General features: G+C 63.6%; 19 protein-coding genes. 4 read left to right on the top strand and 15 right to left on the bottom strand.

Features of this window, described 5'->3' with window-relative positions; translation table 11 throughout:
• Positions 1-2: 2 nt before the first annotated feature.
• The 8 genes from KY495_RS10380 to KY495_RS10345 all read right to left on the bottom strand — a co-directional run bounded on the left by KY495_RS10380 (position 3) and on the right by KY495_RS10345 (position 13,439).
• Entirely contained in the window at positions 3-4,730 is a 4,728-nt protein-coding gene (locus KY495_RS10380) for an NAD-glutamate dehydrogenase domain-containing protein (protein WP_219883554.1), read from the bottom strand.
• Between the two features lie 110 nt (positions 4,731-4,840).
• Positions 4,841-6,184 carry an N-succinylarginine dihydrolase gene (astB, locus tag KY495_RS10375; RefSeq protein ID WP_219883553.1) on the bottom strand — a complete coding sequence of 448 codons (1,344 nt, stop codon included), beginning with the start codon at positions 6,182-6,184 and terminating at the stop codon, positions 4,841-4,843.
• An 8-nt stretch (positions 6,185-6,192) separates the two neighbouring features.
• Positions 6,193-7,662, bottom strand: a complete 1,470-nt coding sequence (gene astD / locus KY495_RS10370; RefSeq protein ID WP_219883552.1) for a succinylglutamate-semialdehyde dehydrogenase — start codon at positions 7,660-7,662, stop codon at positions 6,193-6,195.
• Entirely contained in the window at positions 7,655-8,701 is a 1,047-nt protein-coding gene (gene astA, locus KY495_RS10365) for an arginine N-succinyltransferase (RefSeq protein WP_219883551.1), read from the bottom strand. The genes astD and astA overlap by 8 nt, the downstream gene beginning before the upstream one ends.
• A gap of 11 nt (positions 8,702-8,712) precedes the next feature.
• On the bottom strand, positions 8,713-9,741 hold the full coding sequence (locus tag KY495_RS10360) for an arginine N-succinyltransferase (protein WP_219883550.1): 1,029 nt from the start codon (positions 9,739-9,741) through the stop codon (positions 8,713-8,715).
• A gap of 73 nt (positions 9,742-9,814) precedes the next feature.
• Entirely contained in the window at positions 9,815-11,068 is a 1,254-nt protein-coding gene (gene astC / locus KY495_RS10355; RefSeq protein ID WP_219883549.1) for an acetylornithine/succinylornithine family transaminase, read from the bottom strand.
• A 505-nt stretch (positions 11,069-11,573) separates the two neighbouring features.
• Positions 11,574-12,515, bottom strand: a complete 942-nt coding sequence (locus KY495_RS10350; protein ID WP_219883548.1) for a GlxA family transcriptional regulator — start codon at positions 12,513-12,515, stop codon at positions 11,574-11,576.
• Positions 12,516-12,566: 51 nt separating this feature from the next.
• Positions 12,567-13,439, bottom strand: coding sequence for a DMT family transporter (locus KY495_RS10345; protein ID WP_219883547.1), 873 nt, complete (start codon positions 13,437-13,439; stop codon positions 12,567-12,569).
• A gap of 108 nt (positions 13,440-13,547) precedes the next feature.
• Here KY495_RS10345 and KY495_RS10340 point away from each other — a divergent pair, with 108 nt between their 5' ends.
• The 3 genes from KY495_RS10340 to KY495_RS10330 all read left to right on the top strand — a co-directional run bounded on the left by KY495_RS10340 (position 13,548) and on the right by KY495_RS10330 (position 15,210).
• On the top strand, positions 13,548-14,012 hold the full coding sequence (locus tag KY495_RS10340; RefSeq protein WP_219883546.1) for a MarR family winged helix-turn-helix transcriptional regulator: 465 nt from the start codon (positions 13,548-13,550) through the stop codon (positions 14,010-14,012).
• Entirely contained in the window at positions 14,009-14,290 is a 282-nt protein-coding gene (locus KY495_RS10335; RefSeq protein WP_219883545.1) for a hypothetical protein, read from the top strand. The genes KY495_RS10340 and KY495_RS10335 overlap by 4 nt, the downstream gene beginning before the upstream one ends.
• 86 nt (positions 14,291-14,376) lie before the next feature.
• The gene (locus KY495_RS10330; RefSeq protein ID WP_219883544.1) at positions 14,377-15,210 is read left to right on the top strand and encodes an HDOD domain-containing protein; all 834 of its coding nucleotides are present in this window, start codon (positions 14,377-14,379) and stop codon (positions 15,208-15,210) included.
• Positions 15,211-15,398: 188 nt separating this feature from the next.
• Here KY495_RS10330 and KY495_RS10325 read toward each other — a convergent pair whose 3' ends face one another.
• The 7 genes from KY495_RS10325 to queA all read right to left on the bottom strand — a co-directional run bounded on the left by KY495_RS10325 (position 15,399) and on the right by queA (position 22,404).
• On the bottom strand, positions 15,399-15,947 hold the full coding sequence (locus KY495_RS10325) for a glutathione S-transferase family protein (RefSeq protein ID WP_219883543.1): 549 nt from the start codon (positions 15,945-15,947) through the stop codon (positions 15,399-15,401).
• Between the two features lie 66 nt (positions 15,948-16,013).
• Positions 16,014-16,703: a YafY family protein gene (locus KY495_RS10320; protein WP_219883542.1), complete on the bottom strand. Its 690-nt coding sequence runs from the start codon at positions 16,701-16,703 to the stop codon at positions 16,014-16,016.
• Positions 16,704-16,769: 66 nt separating this feature from the next.
• A complete protein-coding gene (gene secF / locus KY495_RS10315; protein WP_219883541.1) occupies positions 16,770-17,792 on the bottom strand; it encodes a protein translocase subunit SecF in 1,023 nt (340 codons plus the stop codon).
• A gap of 25 nt (positions 17,793-17,817) precedes the next feature.
• Entirely contained in the window at positions 17,818-19,689 is a 1,872-nt protein-coding gene (gene secD / locus KY495_RS10310; RefSeq protein ID WP_219883540.1) for a protein translocase subunit SecD, read from the bottom strand.
• A gap of 52 nt (positions 19,690-19,741) precedes the next feature.
• A complete protein-coding gene (yajC, locus tag KY495_RS10305) occupies positions 19,742-20,077 on the bottom strand; it encodes a preprotein translocase subunit YajC (protein WP_219883539.1) in 336 nt (111 codons plus the stop codon).
• Positions 20,078-20,239: 162 nt separating this feature from the next.
• On the bottom strand, positions 20,240-21,379 hold the full coding sequence (gene tgt, locus KY495_RS10300; RefSeq protein WP_219883538.1) for a tRNA guanosine(34) transglycosylase Tgt: 1,140 nt from the start codon (positions 21,377-21,379) through the stop codon (positions 20,240-20,242).
• 2 nt (positions 21,380-21,381) lie between these two features.
• Positions 21,382-22,404 carry a tRNA preQ1(34) S-adenosylmethionine ribosyltransferase-isomerase QueA gene (gene queA / locus KY495_RS10295; protein ID WP_219883537.1) on the bottom strand — a complete coding sequence of 341 codons (1,023 nt, stop codon included), beginning with the start codon at positions 22,402-22,404 and terminating at the stop codon, positions 21,382-21,384.
• A gap of 121 nt (positions 22,405-22,525) precedes the next feature.
• Between queA and recG the strand changes: the two genes are divergently transcribed.
• The gene (recG, locus tag KY495_RS10290; protein ID WP_219883536.1) at positions 22,526-24,577 is read left to right on the top strand and encodes an ATP-dependent DNA helicase RecG; all 2,052 of its coding nucleotides are present in this window, start codon (positions 22,526-22,528) and stop codon (positions 24,575-24,577) included.
• Positions 24,578-24,603: the final 26 nt, after the last annotated feature.

Here is a 24,603-nt window from a genome sequence, read left to right as displayed (position 1 = left end):
GCTTAGGCCGCCGCTGCCGCGGTGACGTCGGACGCACCGGTGACCGTGGTGCTGGCCTCGGACAGCGCCCATACGTCAAGCATGGCCTGTTCCAGGTCCGCCGCCGGCGCGTAGCCTGACAGTCCCATGGTGTTGGTCACCACTTCCACCGCTTCCAGCGTATCGCCGCCGTTGACCGAACGCGCCAGTACCTGCATCAACAGGCGCTGCTGCGTGCGGCGCAGGGCCTGCATCGCATAGTTGCGCAGCTGTTCCTGCGACTTGTTTTGCGGCGTGAGCTTGAGACCGCGCTCGAGCGTGTCGATCCCGGCCTGGCCGCGCAGCGCCATGCCAACCTGCAGGAACTGGGCCAGCGACATGCCGGCCGGGCGCTGCACGGACACCGCAGCGAACAGGAAAGCAGCTACCGCTTCGATGGCGTCGACCGCCTTCCATGCTTGCGCGAACGATGTCGGCAGCCCCGGGAAGGCGTCGGCGTCGGACGTCGCAGGCATCAGCTGCTTGAGCATTTCCGGCTGGGAGAACAGGCGGGTCAGTTCATCCATGGCGCCAGCGCCGCGCAGCTGGTCAGCCGGCACCGACAGCACCCCTTCGATGATGGCCTTGAACAGCACGCGAGTGCGGGCGTCGACCTTGATCGAGACGGCGCGCGGCACGTTCAATGCATCGGCATCCAAGGCATTGAATACCGGCGCCAGGTTCAGCGCCGACCATGCCTGCCCCCAGGCCTTGATCACGTCCGCTTCTTCCACCAGGTGGGCGACTGCCAGGTCACGGATCATCAGCGGGCCGCAGCGGTTGATCGATTCGTTGGCCAGCACGGTGGCCAGGATGGTGTTGGCCAGCGGGTGGGCCAGTGCCTGGCGGGTCGCCACCAGCTGCGCCGGGAAGTAAGGCTTGAGCACCGACTCGGCCCACGGCAGGTCGGTCAGCGGCAATGCCGACAGGATGCGCTTGAAGCGGTTCTTCACGTTGGCGATGACCACGGCCAGCTCCGGCGCAGTGAGGCCGCCCCCGGCTGCCTTGCGGCGCTGCAGTTCGGCGTCGCTTGGCAGCTGCTCCAGGTCGCGCGACAGCGCGCCTTCCGCTTCCAGCATCGTGATCAGACTGGCGTAGCCATCGACCACCGCCGGATCGGCCTGGGCCTGCACTTCACGCACCAGCAGGTGGGTCTGCAGCGAATTGTCGCGCAGGACCAGGTCTTCGATGTCGCTCGTCATTTCGTTGAGGATGCGGTTGCGGTCCGCTTCCGGCAGCTGGCCGGCATTGACTTCGGTGTCGAGCCAGATCTTGACGTTTACTTCGTGGTCGGAGCAGTCCACACCAGCCGAGTTGTCGATCGCATCGGTGAAAATGCGCCCGCCAGCCAGCGCGAATTCAATCCGGCCATTCTGGGTCGCGCCCAGGTTGCCGCCTTCGGATACGACCTTGCAGCGCAGCTCATTGCCGTTGACGCGGATGTTGTCATTGGCGCGGTCCTTGACCTGGGCGTGCGTTTCAAACGACGCCTTGATATAGGTACCGATACCACCGTTGTAGAACAGGTCTACGGGGGCCAGCAAAATGCGGTGCATCAGTTCTTCCGGCGACAGCGACGTTTCGTTGATGTCGAGGGCTGCGCGCACCTGCGGGGTCAGCTCGATGGAACGGGCGCTGCGCGGGAACACGCCGCCACCGGTCGAGATCAAATCCTTGTTGTAGTCTTCCCACGACGAGCGTGGCAGCGCGAACATGCGCTGGCGCTCGGCGAATGAGATGGCGACATCGGGCGTCGGGTCCAGGAAGATGTGGCGATGATCAAAAGCGGCCAGCACCTTCAGCTGGCGCGACAGCAGCACGCCATTGCCGAATACGTCGCCCGACATGTCGCCCACGCCGACCATGGTGATCGGGGTGTTGTTCCAGTCGTGGTCCATCTCGTAGAAGTGGCGCTTGACCGCTTCGAACGCGCCCTTGGCGGTAATACCCATCTTCTTGTGGTCGTAGCCGTTGGAACCGCCCGACGCAAAGGCGTCGCCCAGCCAGAAGCCGCGCTTGACGGCGATGCTGTTGGCGATGTCCGAGAACGTGGCCGTGCCCTTGTCCGCAGCGACCACCAGGTATGGATCATCCTGGTCGTAGCGCACCGTGTCGGCCGGCGGCACGATCTCGCCGCGTACGCGGTTGTCGGTCACTTCCAGCAGCGACGAAATGAACAGGCGATAGACTGCTTCGCCTTCAGCCGCGATGGTCTCGCGCACGGCGTCCTTCGGCATCTGCTTGCAGACAAACCCGCCCTTGGAACCGGCCGGCACGATGACGGCGTTCTTTACCATCTGCGCCTTTACCAGGCCCAGCACTTCGGTGCGGTAGTCTTCCATGCGGTCCGACCAGCGCAGGCCGCCGCGGGCAACCGGGCCGCCACGCAGGTGGACGCCTTCAAAGCGGCGCGAAAACACGTAGATTTCGCGGTAAGGACGCGGCTCGGGCACCAGCGCCAGGCGGCTGGTGTCGAACTTGAAGATGATCTTGTCGCCCTGCTGCTCGTTCTGGAAGTAGTTGGTGCGCACGGTCGCCAGCATCAGGTCAACCAGTGCGGCCAGGATTTCTTCGGTATCGGCGTGATTTACCGATGCCAGGCCGGCCTTGATGCCGGCGATGCGTTCACTCGCTGCCAGGCGCTCGGCCTCGGGCACGCTCGGATCGAAGCGCTGGGCAAATGCCTGCACCAGTTCTTTGACCATCATTGGCTGGCGGCGCAGGGTATCGGCCATGTAGCGTACCGAGAACTTGCTGCCGGTCTGGCGCCAGTAGCCAATGTAGGCGCGTACCAGCTGCACTTCGCGCATCGACAGGCCGCCTTCGATCACCAGTCCGTTCAGGCGGCCGTCTTCTGCTTCGTCATTGAACAGGGACGTGAACAGTTCCTGCGCTACATTCACCACGTTCGGCTTGGCTAGCTTGGCGGCGCTTTCCGCGTCCACGGCCAGGCTCGTGACGAAGCGCTTCGAGCCGTCGGCCAGCTTGATGGTGTAGGTTTGCTCGCGGTCGATCGCCACGCCGGCGTTGTGCAGTGCCGGCAGGATGCGCGACAGCGACGGCACGGCACCGATCGAGTACAGGCGAATGGTGGCCGCGCCCGTGTCGTCGGTTGCGATGCGTACCGATACCTGGCCTTCGTGACCGTCCGCAATCAAAGCGTTCAGGTCATGGAAGGCGACTTCCGGCGCGGTAGCGGCAACGTAGTTGACCGGCAGCGTGGCGCACAGCTTGCGCAGGCTGCCGCGCACGCCGGTGTCGAACACATTTTCGGTGAGGGCCGCGAACTTGTCATGCCAGCCGTCCAGCACTGCCAGCAGCGGACGCTGGATGTCGGTTTCCAAGTCCAGCGGGTAGCGCGCGGCGTGGGCGATCAGGTACACGCGGGCCAGCGGGCCGTCGGCTACCAGGGTCTGGGAGCGCACATCGGACGCGCCCGAGCTTTCCTTGAGCGCGGTGGCAAGGGCTGCGGCCACGGCGGCGCTGTAACGCTCGCGCGGCAGGTACACCAGCACATCGAGGTGGCGCTTATAGACGTCGCGGCGCGCGAACACCTTGGCGCGCGGCTGCTTGTAGAGCGACACCACGGCGCTGCACACCTGCGCCAGCCATTCAGGATCGGCTTCCAGCGCTTCGGTACGGGGCAGCGACTCCAGAATCTCCAGGAACTTCTCGGCGCGGAAGCCTTCCTGGCGCACACCGGCCAGCGACAGCACCTGGGCCACGCGGCCACGGGCAAACGGCAGGCGCGCCAGCGGGGTGGCAGTGGCAGCGCGCGTGAACAGGCCCACGAAGCAGTGCTCGCCCAGAATGTTCCCCTGCGAGTCGGTATGGCGCACACCGATGAAGTCCAGCGGCTGGTCACGGTGCAGTGTGCCTTCGACGTCGGCCTTGACGATGGAGAGCGTGTCGGCGCGTTTGGACAGCGTCTCGAAGTCGCCCGGAATGTTGGCCAGGCAGGTACCGTACACCGGATGGGAGGTATCCTGCAGCACGCCCAGGCGGCTCGGGATATCGCGTTCCAGTTCGCGCTCGCCCGGCTTGACGACGTAGTAGGCATAGCCAAACAGCTCGAAGCCTTCGTTCTTGGCCCATTCCAGGAATGCGGCCACTTCCTGGCCTTCGGTACCCAGCGTGGCGGCGGCAGCGGCGACGGAAGTCAGGCGGTCGGCCATGGCCACCGCGTCGCGGCGCACCACGGCGGCGTCGCGCGCCACCATCTGCAGGCGGCCTACCAGTTCGCTCAGTTCACCTGCGGCGAGGTCTTCAGCCAAGAGGCACAGTACGATCGATTCCAGCGGCGCGCCTTCTTCGGCCACGGCGGTAACGGTGCCGGCAGCATCGCGGCGAACCGGCAGTACGGCATTCATCACGCCGGCCACTGCGACCTTCTGCTTGCGCATGGCCATGACGATGGAGTCGACCAGGTAGGGCATGTCGTCGTTGAGGATCAGGAGCGCCGTCGCCATGCCGCCGCGGCCATCGCAATAGCGCAGCTGGGCGATCTGGCAGCCTTCGCCGGGACTGGTGGCCAGCTGGGTGAAGCCTTCGCGCAGCACGGGCGCCAGGTTGTCGGGCGAGGTGCCGGACAGGTCTTCGTCATCAAGGCAGCCAAGCCATGCGCCGATCAGGTTGGCCACCTGTCCGCCAGGCTGGCTTGAGTTGATCAGTTCCAGCGTCTGTTTGCGCAAATCGTTAGGCATCTGTGTCATCGTACATCTCCAATACGGGTTGTATTTCTGGCGTTCGCGTTGCGCTTGTGGCGTCCGGCTCGCGCTTTTTAAAAGACAGGGGTGTCCCGTCCAAATTCAGTGGGCGTATTCTAAGTCAGGTCGTATAAACCAGGCAGGGCAAGAATGCGCGTGAGTTCTTCCAGCGCCGCCTGGCATTCGATTGCCAGCTGCGGATCTGCAAGGTCCTTGGGCTCCAGGTGGTCGCGGTAGTATTTACCCACCCATTCCACCAGCGTTGCGTACAGCGCTTCGGTCATGATCACCTTCTGGTGCATAGCCGCGCTTTCAGCTTCCGTCAGCGCCACGCGCAGGCGCAGGCAGGCAGGCCCGCCGCCGTTGCGCATGCTCTGACGCAGGTCGAAGTGAATCAGTTCATCCACCGGACCGCCGCTTGCCACCAGTTGTTCGAGATAGCGCGCGACGGCCTGGTTTTCCTGGCATTCCTGCGGAATCACCAGCGCCATCGTCCCATCCGGCTTGGACAGCAGCTGACTGTTGAACAGGTAGCTGGCCACTGCGTCGGCCACCGACACCAGCCCGGTGTCGACCCGGATCGCGGTCAATTGTGCGCCCACGCCCTCCATGGCCACGCGCAGTTGGTTGAGCACTGCCTTCTCGTCATGGAATGCCTGGTCGTGATAGAACAGCACATTGCCATTGCCGACCGCGATCACGTCATTGTGAAATACGCCCTGGTCGATCACGGCCGGGTTTTGCGACGCAAACACCGTGCGCGCCGCGTCCAGCCCGTGCAGGCGGGCGATAGCCTGCGACGCTTCCAGCGTCTGGCGGGCCGGGTATTTTTTGGGGGCGGGCGCAGAAGGATCGAACTCCACCCGTCCGTACACGAACAGTTCCACGCCCTTGGCGCCGTGCGATGCAGTCAGGCGGGTATGGTTGGCGGCGCCTTCGTCGCCAAACGCCGGGGTCGGCGGCAGCGCGTCGTGGACGGCGAAGAACTGCTCATTGGAGAACAAGGCGCGCAGGGTGCGGGTCGACTGCGCATGCTCGTCGGAGCGGTGCAGCTTGTTGTTCAAGTTTGCGGCCGTGAAGTGGGTGCGCCCGTCGAACGTATCGGCCGACGGACTCACGGTCGCCGCGTTGGCAGTCCACATGGGCGATGCCGAATAGGCGCACGCCAGGATCACCGGCGACTCGCGGTAGGCGCGGGCCAGCACGTCGGCGTCGCTGCCGGTAAAACCGAGGCTGCGCAGCATCCGGAAATTGGGACGCGCCTGCGGCGGCAGCAGCGCCTGGGCAAAGCCGCGCTGGGCCAGCGCGCGCATCTTGGCCAGGCCCTGCAGGGCCGCCTGCCTGGGATTGGATGCGCTCTTGACGTTGGAGAAGGAGGCCACGTTGCCGAACGAGAGTCCGGCATAGTTGTGGCTTGGTCCTACCAGGCCGTCAAAATTAAATTCGCGTGCGGTATGCATGGGGTTCCTTAGAACGAAAGGCCTGGGGACAGCTTGGCCGGCATTTCAAGTTCGCTCGTCTCGATCGACGCGACCGGATAAGCGCAGTAGTCCGCGGCGTAATACGCGCTCGGGCGGTGGTTGCCGGACTTGCCCACGCCGCCAAAGGGCGCGCTGCTGGCAGCGCCCGTGGTGGGACGGTTCCAGTTGACGATGCCGGCGCGCGCCTGCACCGAAAACTGCTTCCACAGCGCTTCGTCGTTGGACAACAGTGCTGCGGCCAGGCCGAACTCGGTGGCGTTGGCCACCTTGATGGCAGTGTCAAAGTCGCCCACGCGCACGATCTGCAGCAGTGGACCGAACCACTCTTCGTCCGGGATGCCCTTGGCGTTGGTCACGTCCACGATGCCGGCGGTGACGAAGCCCGTGTTCGGGTCGAGCTGCTTCATCTGCAGCAGGACCTTGCCGCCCTTGGCCACCATGTCGGCCTGCGCCTGCACCAGGCGCGCGGCCACGGCGGCCGAAACCACCGGGCCCATGAATGGCTGCGGTTCGGCGTTGGACGCGCCCACGCTCAGCGTGGCGGCCACTTCGACCAGGCGCTCGATGAAGGCGTCACCTTCCATCGTGTCGGCCACCACCAGGCGGCGCGCGCAGGTGCAGCGCTGGCCGGCCGAAATAAAGGCGGACATGATCGTGTGGTGAACGGCAGCGTCGATGTCCTTGACATCCCACACCACCAGCGGATTGTTACCGCCCATTTCCAGCGCCAGCATCTTGCCCGGCTGGCCGCCAAACTGCTTGTGCAGCGCCACGCCGGTCTGGCAGCTGCCGGTAAACAGCACGCCGTCCAGTCCATCGTTCTTGCCGAGGGCAATACCGGTGTCGCGGCCGCCGTTGACCAGGTTGATCACGCCAGCGGGCAGGCCTGCCTTTTCCCACAGCTGCACGGTCTTGACCGCGGTGCGCGGCGCGTATTCGCTTGGCTTGAAGACGATGGTATTACCGGCGATGAGAGCCGGCACGATATGCCCGTTCGGCAGGTGACCGGGGAAGTTGTACGGTCCGAATACGCCAAACACGCCGTGCGGGCGATGACGCAGCACGGCATTGCCGTCGGCGACCTTGGCCGCCACTTCGCCGGTGCGCGCGCCGTAGGCCTGCACGGAAATGTCGACCTTGTTGGCCATGGTGGTCACTTCCGTGCGCGCTTCCCACAGCGGCTTGCCTACTTCTTCCGAAATCGTCTGCGCCAGATCTTCCGCGTTTTCCTTCAGCAGGTCGCGAAAGCGCGTGCAGATGGCGATGCGCTCTTCCAGCGGGCGCAATGCCCACGACTCGAACGTGGCGCGGGCGGCGGCGACGGCGTTCTGCACGTCCTCGGCGCTTGACTCGCGGCTGCGCCAGGTCTGGCGGCCGGTGGAAGGATCGATCGTTACCAGCTCCGCGCCGGAGCCGGCAAGCCATTGACCGTTGATGAAGTTGCTGAGGTTAGACATTGACGTTCTTCCTTACGCTAAGTGGCAGCGTGCGAATCGTATCGCCGCTTTGGCAATGCAGGAGATCCAGTTCCGATGGCGTCAGGGCGAGCTTGCCCGCTACCGGATTGGCGTTGGTGACAATCATGCGGAAGTCCGCAAGGTCGGTGTTGGAGACCAGCAGCGGCTCGGACTCGGCACCAGCTGGCGCTGCGTCTGCCGCAGCATCGGCCACGGCCAGCGCGCTCTCGCGCATGGCACGCAGCTCCGACACGCGAGCCTGCAGTACGGGACCGGCGTCGAAAATATCGACGTAGCCTTCGAAGTGCATGCCTTCCTGCTCCAGCAGCTTGCGCGCCGGCGCCGTGGAGCGGTGCACCTTGCCGATCACTTCGCGCGCCGACTGCGGCAGGTAGTCAACATACATCGGCTGGCGCGGCATCAGCTCGGCGATGAAGGACTTCTTGCCCATCGCCGTCAGGTGGTCGACATGATTGAAGTCCATCTTGAAGAAGTGCCGGCCCAGGCCTTCGTAGAAGGGCGTGCTGCCGTCGTCGGCCTGGAAGCCGCGCATCTCGGCGATCAGCTTTTCGGTGAACAGGTGCGGGAACTGGGCGATAAAGACGAAGCGGCTTTTCGACAGCCACTTGCCGTTATTGCCGCTGCGGTAGTCCGGATGCAGGAACAGCGAACACAGTTCGGTGGCGCCGGTCAGGTCGTTGGACAGATACAGGGTATCCATGCGCGTGAACACTTCGAGCTCGCGACTTGAATGGACCAGGGTGCCGATGCGGTAGTTATAGAATGGCTCGTCCAGGCCAACCGCGCCCTTGATGGCGCACACGCCGGCCAGACGTCCGCTGGAGGTGTCCTCCATCACGAACATGTAGTCGCGCTGCTCGGGCGCAATGGTGCCCGCGAACGACTTGACCGCCACCGCGACGCGGTCGCCCAGCATCTTGCGGTCGGGTTTGAGCGTGGTCATGCCGCTGCCGACCTGGCGTGCCAGCTCGATCAGTGCATCCAGATCGGACGCTTGGATTGCGCGTACAACTAGCATAGGTTTCTCTTTCAGATTCTGACGCAGATGACGGAATCGCCCGCTGCCACCATCAGGGCGTCGAGCGCCTCCTGCGGCAGGCTGACGGTATCGGACATTTCCGCCGGCGGGCACGCGACAGTGATGGCGCGGAAGTTCTGCTCGTTGCTGGCAGCGACCGCATAGGTCACGTGCGGGCCGGAAGCCGCGCCCACGGCCAGTTCGGCCCTCCGCGGCATGGAACCGGTAAAGGTGCGCAGGCTGTTCTTGTGGGCCTGCAGGATCGGGCCGCCGTCGAAGATGTCGATGTAGTCGTCAGCCTCGAAGCCCTCCTCGGTCAGCAGGTTGAATGCCAGCTCGCCGTCCGAATGGATCTGGCCCATTGCGGCCTGGGCGTCGCCCGGCAGCAGCGGCACATACACCGGATAGTGCGGCATGAGCTCGACGATCAGGGTGCGATTGCGCGCGCCACCGATGACTTTTTCCGCATCCAGGAAGTCCATCTTGAAGAACTTGCGGCCCAGCGCTTCCCAGAACGGCGACTGGCCGTTCTTGTCGGTGACGCCGGCGAGCGGCACGAAGAAGCGGTCGCCAAAGCGGTGCGGCGCCAGGACCGCAAACAACAGGCGCGCGCGCGACAGCAGGCCGGCTTCGGGGCCGGCGTTGGTCTTGTCCTGCAAGTGGAAACCCGACAGCTGGGAATAGGCAGTCAGCTCGGAGCACAGGGTCAGCGCATGGACGCTGTGGCTGATATTGAGGTCGCGCGAGACCTGCTGGATCACATCGTTACGGAACGAGAAGTAGGTACCGTTGGAACCGGCGGACGCGAAAATGGCTGCGGTACCGACGATACTGCCGGTGGACTGCTGTTCGAGCACGAACAGATAGGATTCTTCGCTGGGGATGTCGACATGGGCTGCGAACGAGGCGATCGAACGCTCGACCGATGCGGCGATCCTGTCGCGCGTCCTTGGCAAGGTATGCACGCCGGGCATGGAGCCAGCGGCCAGCGCGACTAAGGCATCGATATCCGCGAGGACGACCGGACGGACAACAAACATGGGTGCTCCTTCAGGACTGCGTTGGCCGGCCGCGCGGATGCGGCCAGCCTTGATGGCGACGACTGCGACCGGCTTACTTCGCCGGCGCCGTATTGAGCATGCCTTCGGCGGCGGCGCGCATGATGCGGTCTGCTTCAGCGATCTGCTCGTCGGAGACGATCAGTGCCGGCGCCAGGCGCACTACATCGGGACCGGCGATGAGCAGCATCAGGCCGAGCGCTTCGCAGGCCTTGGTAAAGTCTTTCGAGCGGCCCTTGAATTCGGGCGCAACCGGCAGACCAATCAACAGGCCGCTGCCGCGCACTTGGCCGAACAGCTGCGGGAAGTCAGCGGTCAGCTTGCGCAGGTTGGCCATGATTTTTTCAGACGCTTCCTTTACGCGGGCCAGGAAGGCCGGCTGGTTGATCATCTCGATCACGTTCAGGGCCACGGTGGCCGCCAGCGGGTTGCCGCCGTAGGTGGTGCCGTGCGAGCCGACGCCGAAGTGCTGGGCGATCTCGTTGGTGGTCAGCATGGCGCCGATCGGGTAGCCATTGCCCAGCGCCTTGGCGGTGGTGAGGATATCGGGCGTGACGCCCTTGTCCATGTACGCATACAGGGCGCCGGTGCGGCCAACGCCGGACTGCACTTCGTCGAATACCAGCAGGGCGCCGGTCTTGTCGCAGAATTCGCGCAGGGCCTTGAGATATTCGGGATTGCCGGGAATGACGCCGCCTTCGCCCTGGATCGGCTCCACGATGACGGCGCACACGTCATCGGTAATGGCAGCGCGGGCCGCTTCGATGTCGTTGTAGGGGATGTGGCTGATCTCTTGCGGCAGCGGCTCGAAGCCTTCGGTGTACTTCGGCTGGCCGCCAACGGAGACGGTAAACAGCGTGCGGCCGTGGAACGACGACAGACAGGAGATGATGCGCGACTTGTGCGGGCCGAACTTGGTGTGGGCGTACTTGCGCGCCAGTTTCAGGGCGCCTTCATTGGCTTCCGCGCCGGAGTTGCAGAAGAATGCGCGGTCAGCGAAGGTCGCTTCGGTCAGCGCCAGGGCCAGGCGCAGGACTGGCTCGTTGGTGTAACCGTTACCGAGGTGCCACAGGCTGTTGATCTGGCGGGTCAGCGCATCGACCAGGACCGGATTGCAGTGACCGAGGCTGGACACGGCGATGCCGGAAGTGAAGTCGAGGTAGTGCTTGCCGTTCTGGTCCCACAAGTCCAGACCCGAAGCGCGCACCGGCACCATCGCTGCGGGAGCGTAGGTAGGGACGAGGACTTCGTCAAAGGTTTCCCTGGTAACAGGCCGCGTGGTGGTACCGGAATCAAGCTTAGCGTTCATGGCAATCCTCATCCAATGTTAGGGGGCGCACCCGGCTCGGACCGCTGGATGCATCCGGCCATTATAAGAACGGCAGCTTTAAACATCTTTTGAATACGCGACAGGCATTTTCATTTTTCCCACTGTCGGCCGTGGAGGGGAATGCCGGATGAGGAGCGGGGCACCGGTCCGAACCGATGGATAGACCACTTAGCGCGAGCCGGTGCAATCGGTGGTCAGACCACTTAGCTTGAACCGGTCTAATTCGGTGGTCAGACCACTTAGCAATACCGTAGGCAACTATGCCCGCTTGCACCGCCTTTATTTACTCAGACAGAAAAAAGCCGAACTTTGTATCGGTCAGCACGGAAAATTCCGAATCGACCGTTGCAAATCCAGCGTTTAAGTGGTCTGACCCTGGTTGTAGGAAATTGATTTTTGAGCGTTTAAGTGGTCTGACCCTGGTTGTAGGAAATTGATTTGCGAGCGTTTAAGTGGTCTGACCCTGGTGGTGGGAAATTGTTTTTCAGGCGGAGAGTTTGCGCTGGCGTTCTTCGCGCGGGGTGTTGCCGAACAGGGCGCCGAAGGCGGTCGAGAAGTGCGAGCCGCTCGAAAAACCGCACATCAGCCCGACCTGCACGATCGAGTGGTGGGTGTCGCGCAGCAGCTGGCGCGCTCGCTGCAGCCGCAGTTCGAGGTAGTAGCGCGACGGCAGGCTGCCCAGGTATTGCTTGAACAGCCGCTCGAGCTGGCGCCGCGATATGCCGACCAGGTTGGCAATGTCGTCCGTCGAAAGCGGCTCTTCTATGTTCGCTTCCATTAACGTCACCGCTTCCGTCAACTTGGGCTGCAGGGCGCCGAAACGCGCCTGCAGGGCCACCCGCTGCCGCTCTTCCTTGCCGCGCACGCGGTCTATGCACAGCGCTTCCTTGATCTGGGCCTGCACCGCCGCCCCGTATATCATCTCGACCAGCGTGAGCGCGAAGTCGGCGCTGGCACCACCCCCGCAGCAGGTCAGACGGTGCTCGTCCATCTCGAACAGGTGCGGTGTGAAGATGGCGTGGTCGGCCACGCTGTCGGCGTCGGCATACAGGGCCCACGGCAGGGCCGTGCGCACGCCGTTGAGCACGCCCGCATCGGCCAGCCACAGCACGCCCGCGCCCACCCCGCCCCAGAACGGCGCGGCGCGGCAGCGCTCGATCAGCTTGCGCGAATTGGCCGGCTTGAGCGAGGCTTGCGCTTCGTCGGCCACCAGCAGCACCAGGTGCCAGTGGCGCGCGCTGTCGGCGGCGAACTTGTCGGGACTGCGCACGTCCACGTGCAGCTTGTCAGGCCCGACAATCTTGGCAGCCAGCCGCAGCGGCTGGTACAGGCCGGACCAGGTGAGCGTGTCCGGCTCGCCCGCTTGTATGAGCAATATCCGCAGCGGCTGTTCCCGGGCTAGGCGGGCAAGTGGACTTGGTGACATGCGCGGGGCGTCGTTTCCTCTGGCGTTGGCAATGGATCAGTTAGCAACAGATCATTCTGGAGCCAGCGCTGCCGCATGGCGCGGGACGCTGTTCCATTGACTGACTATCATACCGGAGATCAACAAGGCGGCGCCAATCCACCCCCTCGCCGTCATGGTTTCGCCCAGCCAGAAAAAGGCGAAGAAGGCGGCCGCCGCCGGCTCAAAGGCGTACACGACAGCAGCTTCGTTGGCGCTGCTGTGGCTCTGGCCCCAGGTTTGCAGGGAGATAATGGCGGCAGTGGCCACCAGGCCCAGGTAGACGATGCTGGGCCATTCGCCTGCCAGCACGGGCAGCATGCCCTGGGTCGATTCGGTGGCCAGTACCCAGATGCCGGCGCAGACGGCCACGGTGCCGATCTGGGTGGCGGTAATGGCTAGCAGGCTGCCGGCGCGCCGGGTGTACCGTTCCATCATCTTGACGTAGACGCCAAAGCACAGGGCCGCGCCCAGCGCCAGGGTGTCGCCAAAGCGCCAGGGGCCGCTGTCCCAGCACAGCGCTGCCAGGCCGGCCACGGCCAGGGCAAGCGCGAACACGATGCGGCGCTCCGGCAGCTTGCCGGCCGCCACGCCCAGCAGCGGGACGATCAGCACGTTCAGCCCGCAGATGAAGGCGTTGCGGTTGGAACTGGTCAGCGCCAGCCCTTCGACCTGGAAGACGAAGCAGCAAAACAGCAGCAAGCCGAGCAAGAAGCCGGCGCGCAGGTCGCCGCGCGTGGCGCGCAGCAGGAAGGGGGCGAGCACCAGCGCCGCCAGCGCAAAACGGGTGAAGACGATCCAGGCCGGCGAGACGTGGGCGGTCAGCGCCTTCATGGCGGGAAAGGTGGTGCCCCATACAAGGGTAACGAGCAGCAGCGCGAGGATGCCGCGCAGGTGGGGGGTCATGGGTGCTGGGGTGGCCGGGAAGACAAGGCTGCCATGGTACATTCCCTGCGGGCAAAACGCGAACTTCCTGCCCGTCGCTTTCCTGCGCAGCCAGCTATAATCACCGCCATGGGGGAACGTTATCTAAAGAGTGTGCGCTTGCTGGCAGAATGCCTGCAGGGCTTCGAACGTTTTTCGGGCGAATCGGTGCGCCGCTGCGGCTTGACGCATGCACAGTTCGACATCATCGCCACGCTCGGCAATACGCCAGGCATGATGTACAAAGAATTGGGCGACAAGACCCTGATCACCAAGGGAACCCTGACCGGCGTGATCGAACGCCTGGAGGCGAAGGGCCTGGTGGCCCGCACCCGCTCGAGCGACGACAAGCGCTCGTTCTCGGTGTGCCTGACACCCGCAGGGGAGCAGGTATTCCGGGACGTGTTCCCGGTCGTCATCGAGCAGGGCCGCCAGCTGTTTGCCCCCTACTCCGATACCGATTTCGACGAAATGGACGGGGCTCTGCGCAAGCTCAAGCAGCTCTTGACGGACCGTTCCGCCACAACATCACAACCACAGAAGGAAGAATTTTGAAAACCACCCTGCTCGACGGCATCACGCCTGCCAAATTTGACAAGCACATCATCGGCAACCTGCTGCTCAATGTGGCGACCCCGGACGAAGTGCGCAAGGAAAAAATGCTGATCGGTGTACGCAACGAAGCCGGCGAAGTGTATCGTCTGATTGGTGCCACCAAGGTCAACAGTTTTAACAATGCGTCGGAAGAATTGGTCGACCTGGGCCTGGTCGATGAATTGATTGATTCCGAAGAACCACAGGATGGCTTTGACGCCATTTTCAAGCAGCCTTAATCTGCTGCACAAAGCCATCGCACAGGCGTAGAATAAATGCTCACCGGCACTTTTACGCCACGCACGCGCAACTGACAGGGATATGTATGGACCGACTTGACGCTTTCAAATCTATTGCTGAACAGGCAAGCCGTGGCGAGCTGACCTTTCCTACCAATGTCGACGCCACCCTCAAGCTGCAGCGCGCCCTCAATGATCCCGACTGTCACGCCGACGTGGCAGCCCGCCTGGTGCAGGCCGAGCCCCTGCTGGCAGCGCGCACGGTGGCCATTGCCAACTCGGTGGCCTACAACCGCTCGGGCAATGAAATCACCAATGTCCGCAATGCGGTGCAGCGCGTGGGATTCCGGACCCTCAATGCGCTGGCCGCGGCGGTGATTGTCCGCCAGCTCGACAGCAAGATCACCCAGCCCGCCCTGCGCGCCAAGGCCGACCAGTTGTGGCGCCACTCGGCCCACGTGGCAGCCCTGTCGCAAGTCATTGCCAAGCGGGTGGCGAAACTGGACCCGGAAACGGCACTGTTTGCCGGTATCGTGCATGAGGTGGGCGGCTTTTACCTGCTCTCGCGGGCTGAGGAATTCCCTGGCCTGCTCGACGGCGAGCCGGAAGAATGGATTGAACACGGCGAAATGCAGATTGGCCGCTGCGTGCTGCAAAAACTCAACGTGCCCGAGCCGGTCATGAAGGCAATCGAGGGGGTGTGGGCCGGCATGCGCGCCCTGCCGCCGGAAACACTGGGCGACACGCTGTTGCTGGCCAATGATTTGTCGCCGATCGGCTCGCCCCTGCATGAACGCCCTGGCGCGACCAGCATGCAGGCCGCGTCGACCATCGATTTCGTCATCGGTGACGGCACCCTGGCCAGCATTCTGGAAGAATCGAGCGAGGAAGTGAAAAGTCTCACGGCAGCCCTGCTGTAAGCACCCATCAGTTGAACATTCGCGCCCGCAATATGTGGGCAAAAAAATGCCCGCTGTAACACAGCGGGCGAAGTCCAAAACTAGGGATGTCCTGAAAGAGACAGCTCCACTATAAGATCCGGGCAGTGTTTCCTCTGTGCGCTGACTCACACAAGAAAAACATTCACCCCAGAAAGTCACGAAATGTCTCACACAGCGACAATAAACGCTGATTCGGGACTTCTTTTCTCCGATTCCGTGGGCCTTATGCCATCTGCGCATCCATGGTCCACACGGTGTCTGTAGTCGCGCCCGGCCAGGTGGCGGTCCAATACCTGTCCAAAGCGCAGCACTTCCCGTTCCCCCCTGGCCAGCTCGGCCAGGTCGGTATCGCCTGCGCCGACCTGGCTCTTCCAGATATTTTCCCAGGTCATGACGCCAATGGCGGGCGAGAAATGCTGGCAGGCCCAGAACATCCAGCGGTTGACATCGGCACGGGCGCGCGCCTCGTGCGGGTACAGCGTCTGGCCAGGGCTGAGATCGGCCAGGTACTGCATGATGGCGCAGGATTCCCACAGCATGAAGTCGCCGTCCTGCAGCACCGGCACCATGGCGTTGGGGTTAAGTTCGCCCAGGCGGCGGCGCTCGCCCTCGTCAGCGAGGTCGATCTCGACCAGCTCGAGGGGGACATTGAGCAGCTTTGCCGTCATGACGACGCGCCGGGCATTGGAAGAGGCGGGGTGGTGGTACAAACGCATGGCAGGCTCCTTTGATGAGGTTGAAAACATTGTCTTCATCATAAGCGCGGCCTGCGTCAGTTTTTGTCAGGAGAGTTCGCCCAGGTCGAGCTCGCGCCGCCACCGGGCCAGCAAGTCGCAGCGCCTGGCGGGGTAGCTTTCTTCAAGCTCGTCCACGCCGCGCACCCGGTCGATCCGGAAATGCCGGATCGCCCCGCGCAATTCGCACCACGCAGCCAGTACCCGCCGCCCTTCGAAAAACGCCAGCGCGAACGGCCACACGACCCGCTCGGAGTGGCGGCCCTGCTCGTCGCTGTAATGCAGGCGCAGCTTGCGCCCGCGCCGGATGGCCTGGCGTGCAGGCGCCTGAAAGGCGTCAAACGCAGGTTCGCACGGCGGCGGCACGTACAGGCTGGTGTCGGCCAGGGCATCGCGCAGGTCGGCCGGGCTGGCGGTGGCGATCTTGGCCAGGGCACTGGAGGCGGCATGGGCCAGGCCGGGGTCGCCCTGCTGGCGCACCCAGCGCGCGCCCAGCACCAGCGCCTCGAGTTCATCCACGTCAAACATCAAGGGCGGCAGGAACATGCCTGCTCGCAGCACATAGCCGATGCCCGCCTCGCCCGCAATCGGGGCGCCCAGGCCGGCCAGGGTCTGGATATCGCGGTAGATGGTGCGCTCCGACACCTGCATCCGCTCGGCCAGCACGGCGGCGGTGACGGGGCGCCGGTAGCTGCGTAGCGCCTCCATCAGCAGGAACAGGCGGTTGGTTCGGCTCATGCGCATCTCCCAAAAAAAATGCCGCCGCGGCAGGGCCGGGCGGCATCGTTACGACCTCGGCGGCCCTTACACGACCGCGCCGTCCGTTTCATCCTTTTCCTTGACCGGCTTGATCAAGTCTTCGCGTCGGATGCCCAGCCACATGGCCAGCGCCGCTGCCACGAATACCGACGAGTAGATGCCGAAGCAAATACCGATGGTCAGCGCAATGGCGAAGTAGTGCAGCGTGGTGCCGCCAAAGATGAGCATTGACAGTACCATCATCTGGGTACTGCCGTGGGTGATGATGGTACGGGAAATGGTGCTGGTAATGGCGTGGTCAATCACTTCCGTCACGCTGGCCTTGCGCTGCTTGCGGAACGTTTCGCGGATCCGGTCAAAAATGACCACCGATTCATTGACCGAATAGCCCAGCACCGCCAGCACGCCTGCCAGCACCGCCAGCGAGAATTCCCACTGGAAAAACGCAAAGAAGCCAAGAATGATGACCACGTCATGCAGGTTGGCCAGGATGGTGGCCACGGCGTATTTCCACTCAAAGCGGATGGCCAGGTAAATCACCACCAGCACCACCACCATGATCAGCGCATTGATGCCGTTCTGGGCCAGTTCCTCTCCCACCTGGGGGCCGATGAATTCCACCTTGCGCAGGCTGAGCAACTCCACATTGGTGCCAGAATAGCAGCCCGTGGTGGCCTTTTTCACCCCCTGGGCATCGATGGTCTCGATGGGGCGCGTGGTGCCGCCCTCGGCCTTGCACAGCGCGTCGAAGGCCAGCTGCGAACCGGTGGCGCCGGCCACGGTCTTGACGATTGGCAAGCGCAGCATGATGTCCTGGGCCGTGCCGAAGCTGGCCACTTCCGGATGCTCATAGCCCAGCTTCATCAGCTCGCCACGAATCTTTTCCTGGTTGGCCGCCTGCGGGTACTTGAGCTCCATCATGGTGCCGCCGTCGAACTCCACCGACAAGTGCAGGCCCCGGGTGACCAGGAAAAACACAGCCGCGACGAAGGTCAGCGCCGAAATCACGTTGAAGATCAACGCATGGCGCATGAAGGGAATATCTTTCTTGATGCGGAAAAATTCCATCTTGAATCCTGTTAGTAAGTGCTAGTTATTTCTTGACCAGGGGGCCAGGAGTCCAGACGGTACCGATCGACACGCCACTGAGCTTTTTCTTGCGGCCGTACCACATGTTGACCACGCCGCGCGACACAAAGACGGCGGAGAACATCGAGGTCAGGATACCGAGACAGTGAACTACCGCGAAGCCACGCACCGGACCGGAGCCGAAGATCCACAGGGCGATACCGACGAACAGGGTCGTGACGTTCGAGTCCAGGATGGTGGCCCAGGCCTTGTCGAAACCGATCGCAATGGACGCTTGCGGCGTGTTGCCCGCACGAAGCTCTTCGCGGATCCTCTCATTGATCAGCACGTTCGCGTCGATGGCCATACCCAGTGCCAGGGCGATAGCGGCAATACCGGGCAAGGTCAGGGTGACCTGGAACAGCGACAGCAGCGCCAGCAGGAACAGCAGGTTGGCAGCCAGCGCCATCACGCTGAAAAAGCCGAACAGGTGGTAGTAGATGATCATGAAGATGGCAATGGCGGCAAAGCCGTAGACTACCGAATACAAGCCCTTGGCAATGTTTTCGGCGCCCAGCTGGGGGCCGATGACGCGCTCTTCAATGAATTCCATCGGAGCCGACAGGGAACCTGCGCGCAGCAGCAGGGCCAGTTCGGCCGAGTTTTCCATCGAGCCCATGCCGGTGATCTGGAAGCTGCTGCCCAGTTCACTCTGGATGGTCGGTGCCGACGGAATGAAGACCTTGCCTTTTTCCTTGAGCAGGATGGCCATGCGCTTGCCGATGCGGTCGCGCGTGGCCTGGCGCATCAGGCGCCCGCCTTCGCCGCTCAGGTCGACGCTGACGGCCGGCTGGCCATTGCTGTCGGCGCTGGCGGTCGCGCCCGTGATGTAGTCGCCCGTCAGGATCACGTCTTTCGACACCACCACCGGTCCGTCCTTGGCGGCCGTGAACAGTTCCGAATTGAGCGGGATGGTGGCCGTCAGCTCCGTGCCCCGGGTGATGGTTTCGTCCACCATGCGCAGTTCCAGCGTGGCGGTGCGGCCAATGATGTCCTTGGCGCGCGCCACGTCCTGCACGCCGGGCAGCTGGACCACAATGCGGTCGGCGCCCTGCTGCTGGATAATCGGCTCGGACACGCCCAGCTCGTTGATACGCTTGGACAGGGTGGAGATGTTCTGCGACACGCCATCGGCAATCGTCTTGCGCAGCGCTTCCGGCTTGAGCGTGGCGATGAGCTTGAAGTCTTCGCCTTCATTACGGTCGATCAGGTCCAGGTCGCCCATGGTGTCGCCCAGCACCTTGCGCGCCTCGGCCCGGGTGGCGGAATCGCGGAACTTGATCTCGACCGCCGTGCCCACGCGCTCGATGCCGGCGTGGCGGACATTCTTGTCGCGCAGGTTGGCGCGCACGCTGGCCTGGATGCCCTTGATCTTGGTCTCGGCGGTGGCCGTGGCATCGACCTGCAGCAGGAAGTGCACGCCGCCGCGCAAATCCAGGCCCAGGTTCATCGGCAGCGCGCGCACGGCCTGCATCCATTTTGGCGTGTTCTTGACCAGGTTGACCGTGACGATGTAGTCCGGGTCGGCCGGGTTGGCATTGAGCGCCTGCTCCAGCGCCAGCTTGGCCTTGAATTGCTCGTCCGTCGTCTTGAAGCGGGCCCGCACCGCGGTGCTGTTGCCCACGCCTTCCAGGTCGACCGCGGTGGTCGCAATCCCGGCCGCCTTGAGCGCGTCGGCGACCCGCCTGGTCGTTTCGTCAGTGATCTTGAGGGTCGTTTGGCCGGTCGTCACCTGCAGCGCGGGCGACTCGACAAAGTAGTTCGGTGCCGTGTACAGCGCGCCCAGCAGCAGCGCGATGACGATCACAACATATTTCCAGACGGGATAGCGATTCATAGGATTCCAGCGTTCAGATTGAGCAGGCAGGCGGCGGGGCCGCCCGTCAGGCTTACAGCGACTTCAGGGTGCCTTTCGGCAGCATGGTGGTTATGGAAAACTTTTGCACGACGATTTCCGTGTTGGGCGCCACTTCAATGGTCACATAGGTATCGTTGACCTTGGAGACCTTGCCCAGGATGCCACCGGCCGTCACCACTTCGTCGCCCTTGGACAGGGCATCCATCATGGTGCGCTGTTCCTTGGCGCGCTTTTGCTGGGGGCGGATCATGAGGAAATACACGACCACGAACATCAAGATCAGTGGCAGGAAGGTCGACAGATTGCTCATGAGGCCGGCATTGCCGGCGGCAGGTGCCGCTTGCGCGTAGGCGTTGGAAATAAACACGGGAACTCCAGGGTGAATGAATTCGTTAAAAAACAGCGCTGTATTCTAGCATCGCCGGGTTTGGGTGAACCATTTTGAAACGCCGATTTGCATGGTAATCCGCGCTACATGGCGCCGGCAGGCGCTTTTGCAAGCAGCTTTGCCGTATTGACATCAAAAAAATCACACCCCGCGCGCCCGCGCCGCATTGAATTCCAAACGGAATGCGTGGAAGCGGTCGGCATCGATGGCGTCGCGCATCTCGCTCATGAGCTTGAGGTAGTAGTGCAGGTTATGGATGGTGTTCAGGCGCGCCCCGAGGATTTCCTTGGACCGGTGCAGATGGTGCAGGTAGGCGCGCGAGAAATTCTTGCAGCAATAGCAGTCGCAGCTTTCGTCCAGGGGCGCCGGGTCATCCTTGTAGCGCGCGTTCTTGATCTTGACGTCGCCAAAGCGGGTAAACAGCCAGCCATTGCGCGCGTTACGGGTCGGCATCACGCAGTCGAACATGTCAATGCCATTGGCCACGCCGGCCACCAGGTCTTCCGGCGTACCAACGCCCATCAGGTAGTGCGGCTTGTTGGCAGGCAGGCGCGGGCCCACGTGTTCGAGCATGCGCATCATGTCTTCCTTCGGCTCGCCCACCGACAGGCCGCCAATGGCAATGCCGGGGAAGTTGATCTCTTCCAGGCCAGCCAGCGACTCGTCGCGCAGGTGCTCGAACATGCCGCCCTGGACGATGCCAAACAGCGCATTCGGGTTTTCACCGTGGGTAAATTCGTTCATCGAGCGCTGGGCCCAGCGCAGCGACATGCGCATTGACTTCGCCGCTTCCTCGCTGGTGGCGGGGCGCCCGTCGATTTCGTAGGGCGTGCATTCGTCAAACTGCATGACGATGTCGGAATTGAGCGAGCGCTGGATCTGCATCGAAATTTCAGGCGACAAGAACAGCTTGCTGCCGTCGATGGGTGACGAAAACTTGACGCCCTCCTCCGTGATCTTGCGCATCGCGCCCAGCGAAAACACCTGGAAGCCGCCGGAATCGGTCAGGATCGGCTTGTCCCAGCCCATGAAGCCATGCAGGCCGCCGAACTTGTCGAGCACCTGGGTGCCGGGGCGCAGCCACAGGTGGAAGGTGTTGCCGAGGATGATCTGCGAGCCGATCTCCTTGAGCTCCACCGGCGACATGGCCTTGACCGAGCCGTAGGTCCCGACCGGCATGAAGATCGGCGTTTCAATGGTGCCGTGATTGAGCTTGAGGCGGCCGCGGCGCGCGTGCGACAAGCCGCTGGTATCGGTTTTCAGGAGGGTGAACTCGAGCATGGTTACTTGTTTTCTGTGGTGAGCAGCATGGCGTCGCCATAGCTGAAAAAGCGGTATTCGGCAGCGATCGCGTGGGCGTAGGCGCGGCGGATCGTGTCATAGCCGGCAAAGGCCGACACCAGCATCAGAAGGGTCGACTTGGGCAGGTGGAAGTTGGTGATCAGGCGCGAGACTGTCTTGAAGGTGTAGCCGGGCGTGATGAACAGGGCCGTGTCGGCGCTGCCGGCCACGATCTGGCCGGACTGGGAGGCTGACTCCAGCGCGCGCAGGCTGGTGGTGCCCACCGCCACCACGTGGCGCCCGGCGGCCTGTACGGCGCGCACGGCCTCCACGGTGTCCGGCGGCACGGTGTACCACTCGGTGTGCATCTTGTGCTCGGACAGGGTTTCCACCCGCACCGGCTGGAACGTGCCGGCGCCCACATGCAGCGTCACGTAGGCGAAGTTGACGCCCTTGGCCTTGAGCCGGTCCAGCAGCGCCTGGTCGAAGTGCAGGCCGGCCGTGGGCGCGGCCACGGCGCCCGGCTCGCGTGAATACACGGTTTGGTAGCGCGTCTCGTCAAATTCGTCGGCATCATGCTCGATGTAGGGCGGCAGCGGCAGGCGGCCATGGGCGTCGATCAGCTCGAACACGTCGCCTTCAAAGGTGAGCGTGAAAAACTCGCCCGCGCGCTCGCCCGCCACCACGTCAAAGGCGTCGGCCAGGCGGATGCGGTTGCCCGGCTTGGGCGACTTGGACGCGCGCACCTGGGCCAGCACGGTGCGGTTGTCGAGCACCCGCTCGACCAGCACTTCCACCTGCCCGCCGGACTCCTTGACGCCGAAAAAACGCGCCTTGAGCACGCGCGTGTCATTCATGACCAGAAGGTCGCCGGGAACCAGGAGGTCGACAATGTCGGCAAAGCGGCGGTCGATGAGCTGCTCGCCATCGACATGCAGCAGGCGCGAGGCGCTGCGGTCGGGCAGGGGCAGCTGCGCAATGCGTTCTGGCGGCAGGTCGAAATCGAAATCGGAAAGCGAATACATGCGGGTATTTCTGCAAAAAGGGGGTTCGGGCCGTACAATAGCGCTAAATCAGCGCAGGGCAACCCTCTATTTTATCGCAGCTTCATGCTGTGCAGCCCTTTCGCCTTCATTTTGTCGCAATATGCCTCCTGCCAAACCCAAAGCCGCGCCAAAAACCAACGAGAGCAAGCTTGCCAGGCTGGGGCTGCGGACCGACATGGATCTGGTGCTGCACCTGCCCATGCGCTACGAGGACGAAACCATCATCGTGCCGATCCGCGAAGCCTGCCTGCGTGGCGGCCACGTCTCGCAGGTGGAGGGCGTGGTGATCAAGAATGACATCGCATTCAAGCCGCGCCGCCAGCTGCTGGTGACGATTGCCGACGACAGTGGCGAGCTGCTGCTGCGCTTCATGAATTTTTACGGCAGCCAGGTCAAGCAGCTCGCTGAAGGCACGCGGGTGCGGGCGCGTGCGGAACTCAAGCACGGCTTCTTCGGTGCCGAGATGGTTCACCCCACCTACAAGGTGGTTAACGAGGGTGCGCCGCTGCCCAGGGAACTGACGCCCGTCTATCCGGCCGGCGAAGGCCTGTCGCAGTCCATGTTGCGGCGCGCGATTGCCGACGCCATGAAGCGCATCGACTGGCAGGACACGCTGCCGCCGGCACTGCTGTCGTCCATGCAGCTGTCGAACTTTGAACCGGCCGTGCGCCTGCTGCACTACCCGCCGCAGGAAATCGACGCCGGCGCCCTGCTCGACCGCTCGCACCCGGCCTGGGTGCGCATGAAGTTCGATGAACTGCTGGCCCAGCAGCTCTCGCTCAAGCGCGCGCAGCGGGCCCGCCGCGTGAAAGGCGCGCCGGTACTCAAGGCCATCGGGGCGCTGTCGGATGCCTTTCTGGCGCAGCTGCCGTTCCGGCTGACCGGCGCCCAGCAGCGCGTGCTGGCCGAGATCCGCGCCGACCTGACGAACGGCTACCCCATGCAGCGCCTGCTGCAGGGCGACGTTGGCAGTGGCAAGACGGTGGTGTCGGCGCTGGCGGCCGCCCAGGCCATCGACAGCGGCTACCAGGCCGCGCTCATGGCGCCCACCGAGATCCTGGCCGACCAGCACTTTCGCAAGATCGCGGCCTGGATGGAGCCGCTGGGGGTGAAGGTGGCGTGGCTGACCGGCAGCCTGAAAAAGAAGGACAAGATCGCCGCCACCGCCATGGTGGAATCGGGCGAGGCGCAACTGGTGATCGGCACTCACGCGCTGATCCAGGACACGGTGCAGTTTGCGAAACTGGGGCTGGTGATCGTGGACGAGCAGCACCGCTTCGGCGTGGGCCAGCGCCTCACGCTGCGCAACAAGGGCAGCAACGGCAAGACGCCGCACCAGCTCATGATGTCGGCCACGCCCATCCCGCGCACCCTGGCCATGACGTATTACGCCGACCTCGAAGTGTCGGTCATCGACGAGCTGCCGCCGGGGCGCAGCCCCATCGTCACACGCGCCATCGACCAGAACCGGCGCGATGAAGTCATCGAGCGGGTGCATGCGGCGGCGCTGGAAGGGCGCCAGGTGTACTGGGTGTGCCCGCTGATCGAGGAATCGGAAGCCCTGCAGCTACAGACTGCCACCGACACCCATGCCATGCTGGCCGACGCCCTGCCCGGGCTGCAGGTGGGCCTGGTGCACGGACGCCTGAAGCCGGCCGACAAGCAGGAAGTGATGCATGCCTTTACCGCCGGCGAAGTGCAGGTGCTGGTCGCCACCACGGTCATTGAAGTGGGGGTCGACGTGCCCAATGCATCGCTGATGGTGATCGAGCATGCCGAGCGCTTCGGCCTGTCGCAGCTGCACCAGCTGCGCGGGCGCGTGGGGCGCGGCTCGGCGGCCAGCGTGTGCCTGCTGCTGTATCAAAGCCCGTTGGGACAGATCGCCAAGCAGCGCCTGATGACCATGCGCGAGACCACGGACGGCTTTGAAATTGCGCGCCGCGACCTGGAAATTCGCGGCCCCGGTGAATTTCTGGGTGCGCGCCAGTCGGGCCAGGCCATGCTGCGCTTTGCCGACCTGGAGACCGACCAGTGGCTGGTGGAACAGGCGCGCGACGTGGCCCATAGCCTGATTCATGACGCGGTGGACGATGTGGTGGAGGCTCACCTGGCGCGCTGGCTGGGCGGGCGCGAAGAATTCCTGAAGGTGTAGCCGCGCGGGCCGCCGGCCCGCCGCTA

The sequence above is a fragment of the Massilia sp. PAMC28688 genome (genome assembly GCF_019443445.1).
Classification (GTDB): Bacteria; Pseudomonadota; Gammaproteobacteria; order Burkholderiales; family Burkholderiaceae_D; genus Telluria_A.
The sequence above is the reverse complement of the archived record's forward strand: the minus strand, read 5'-3'. Positions and strand labels throughout refer to the sequence as shown.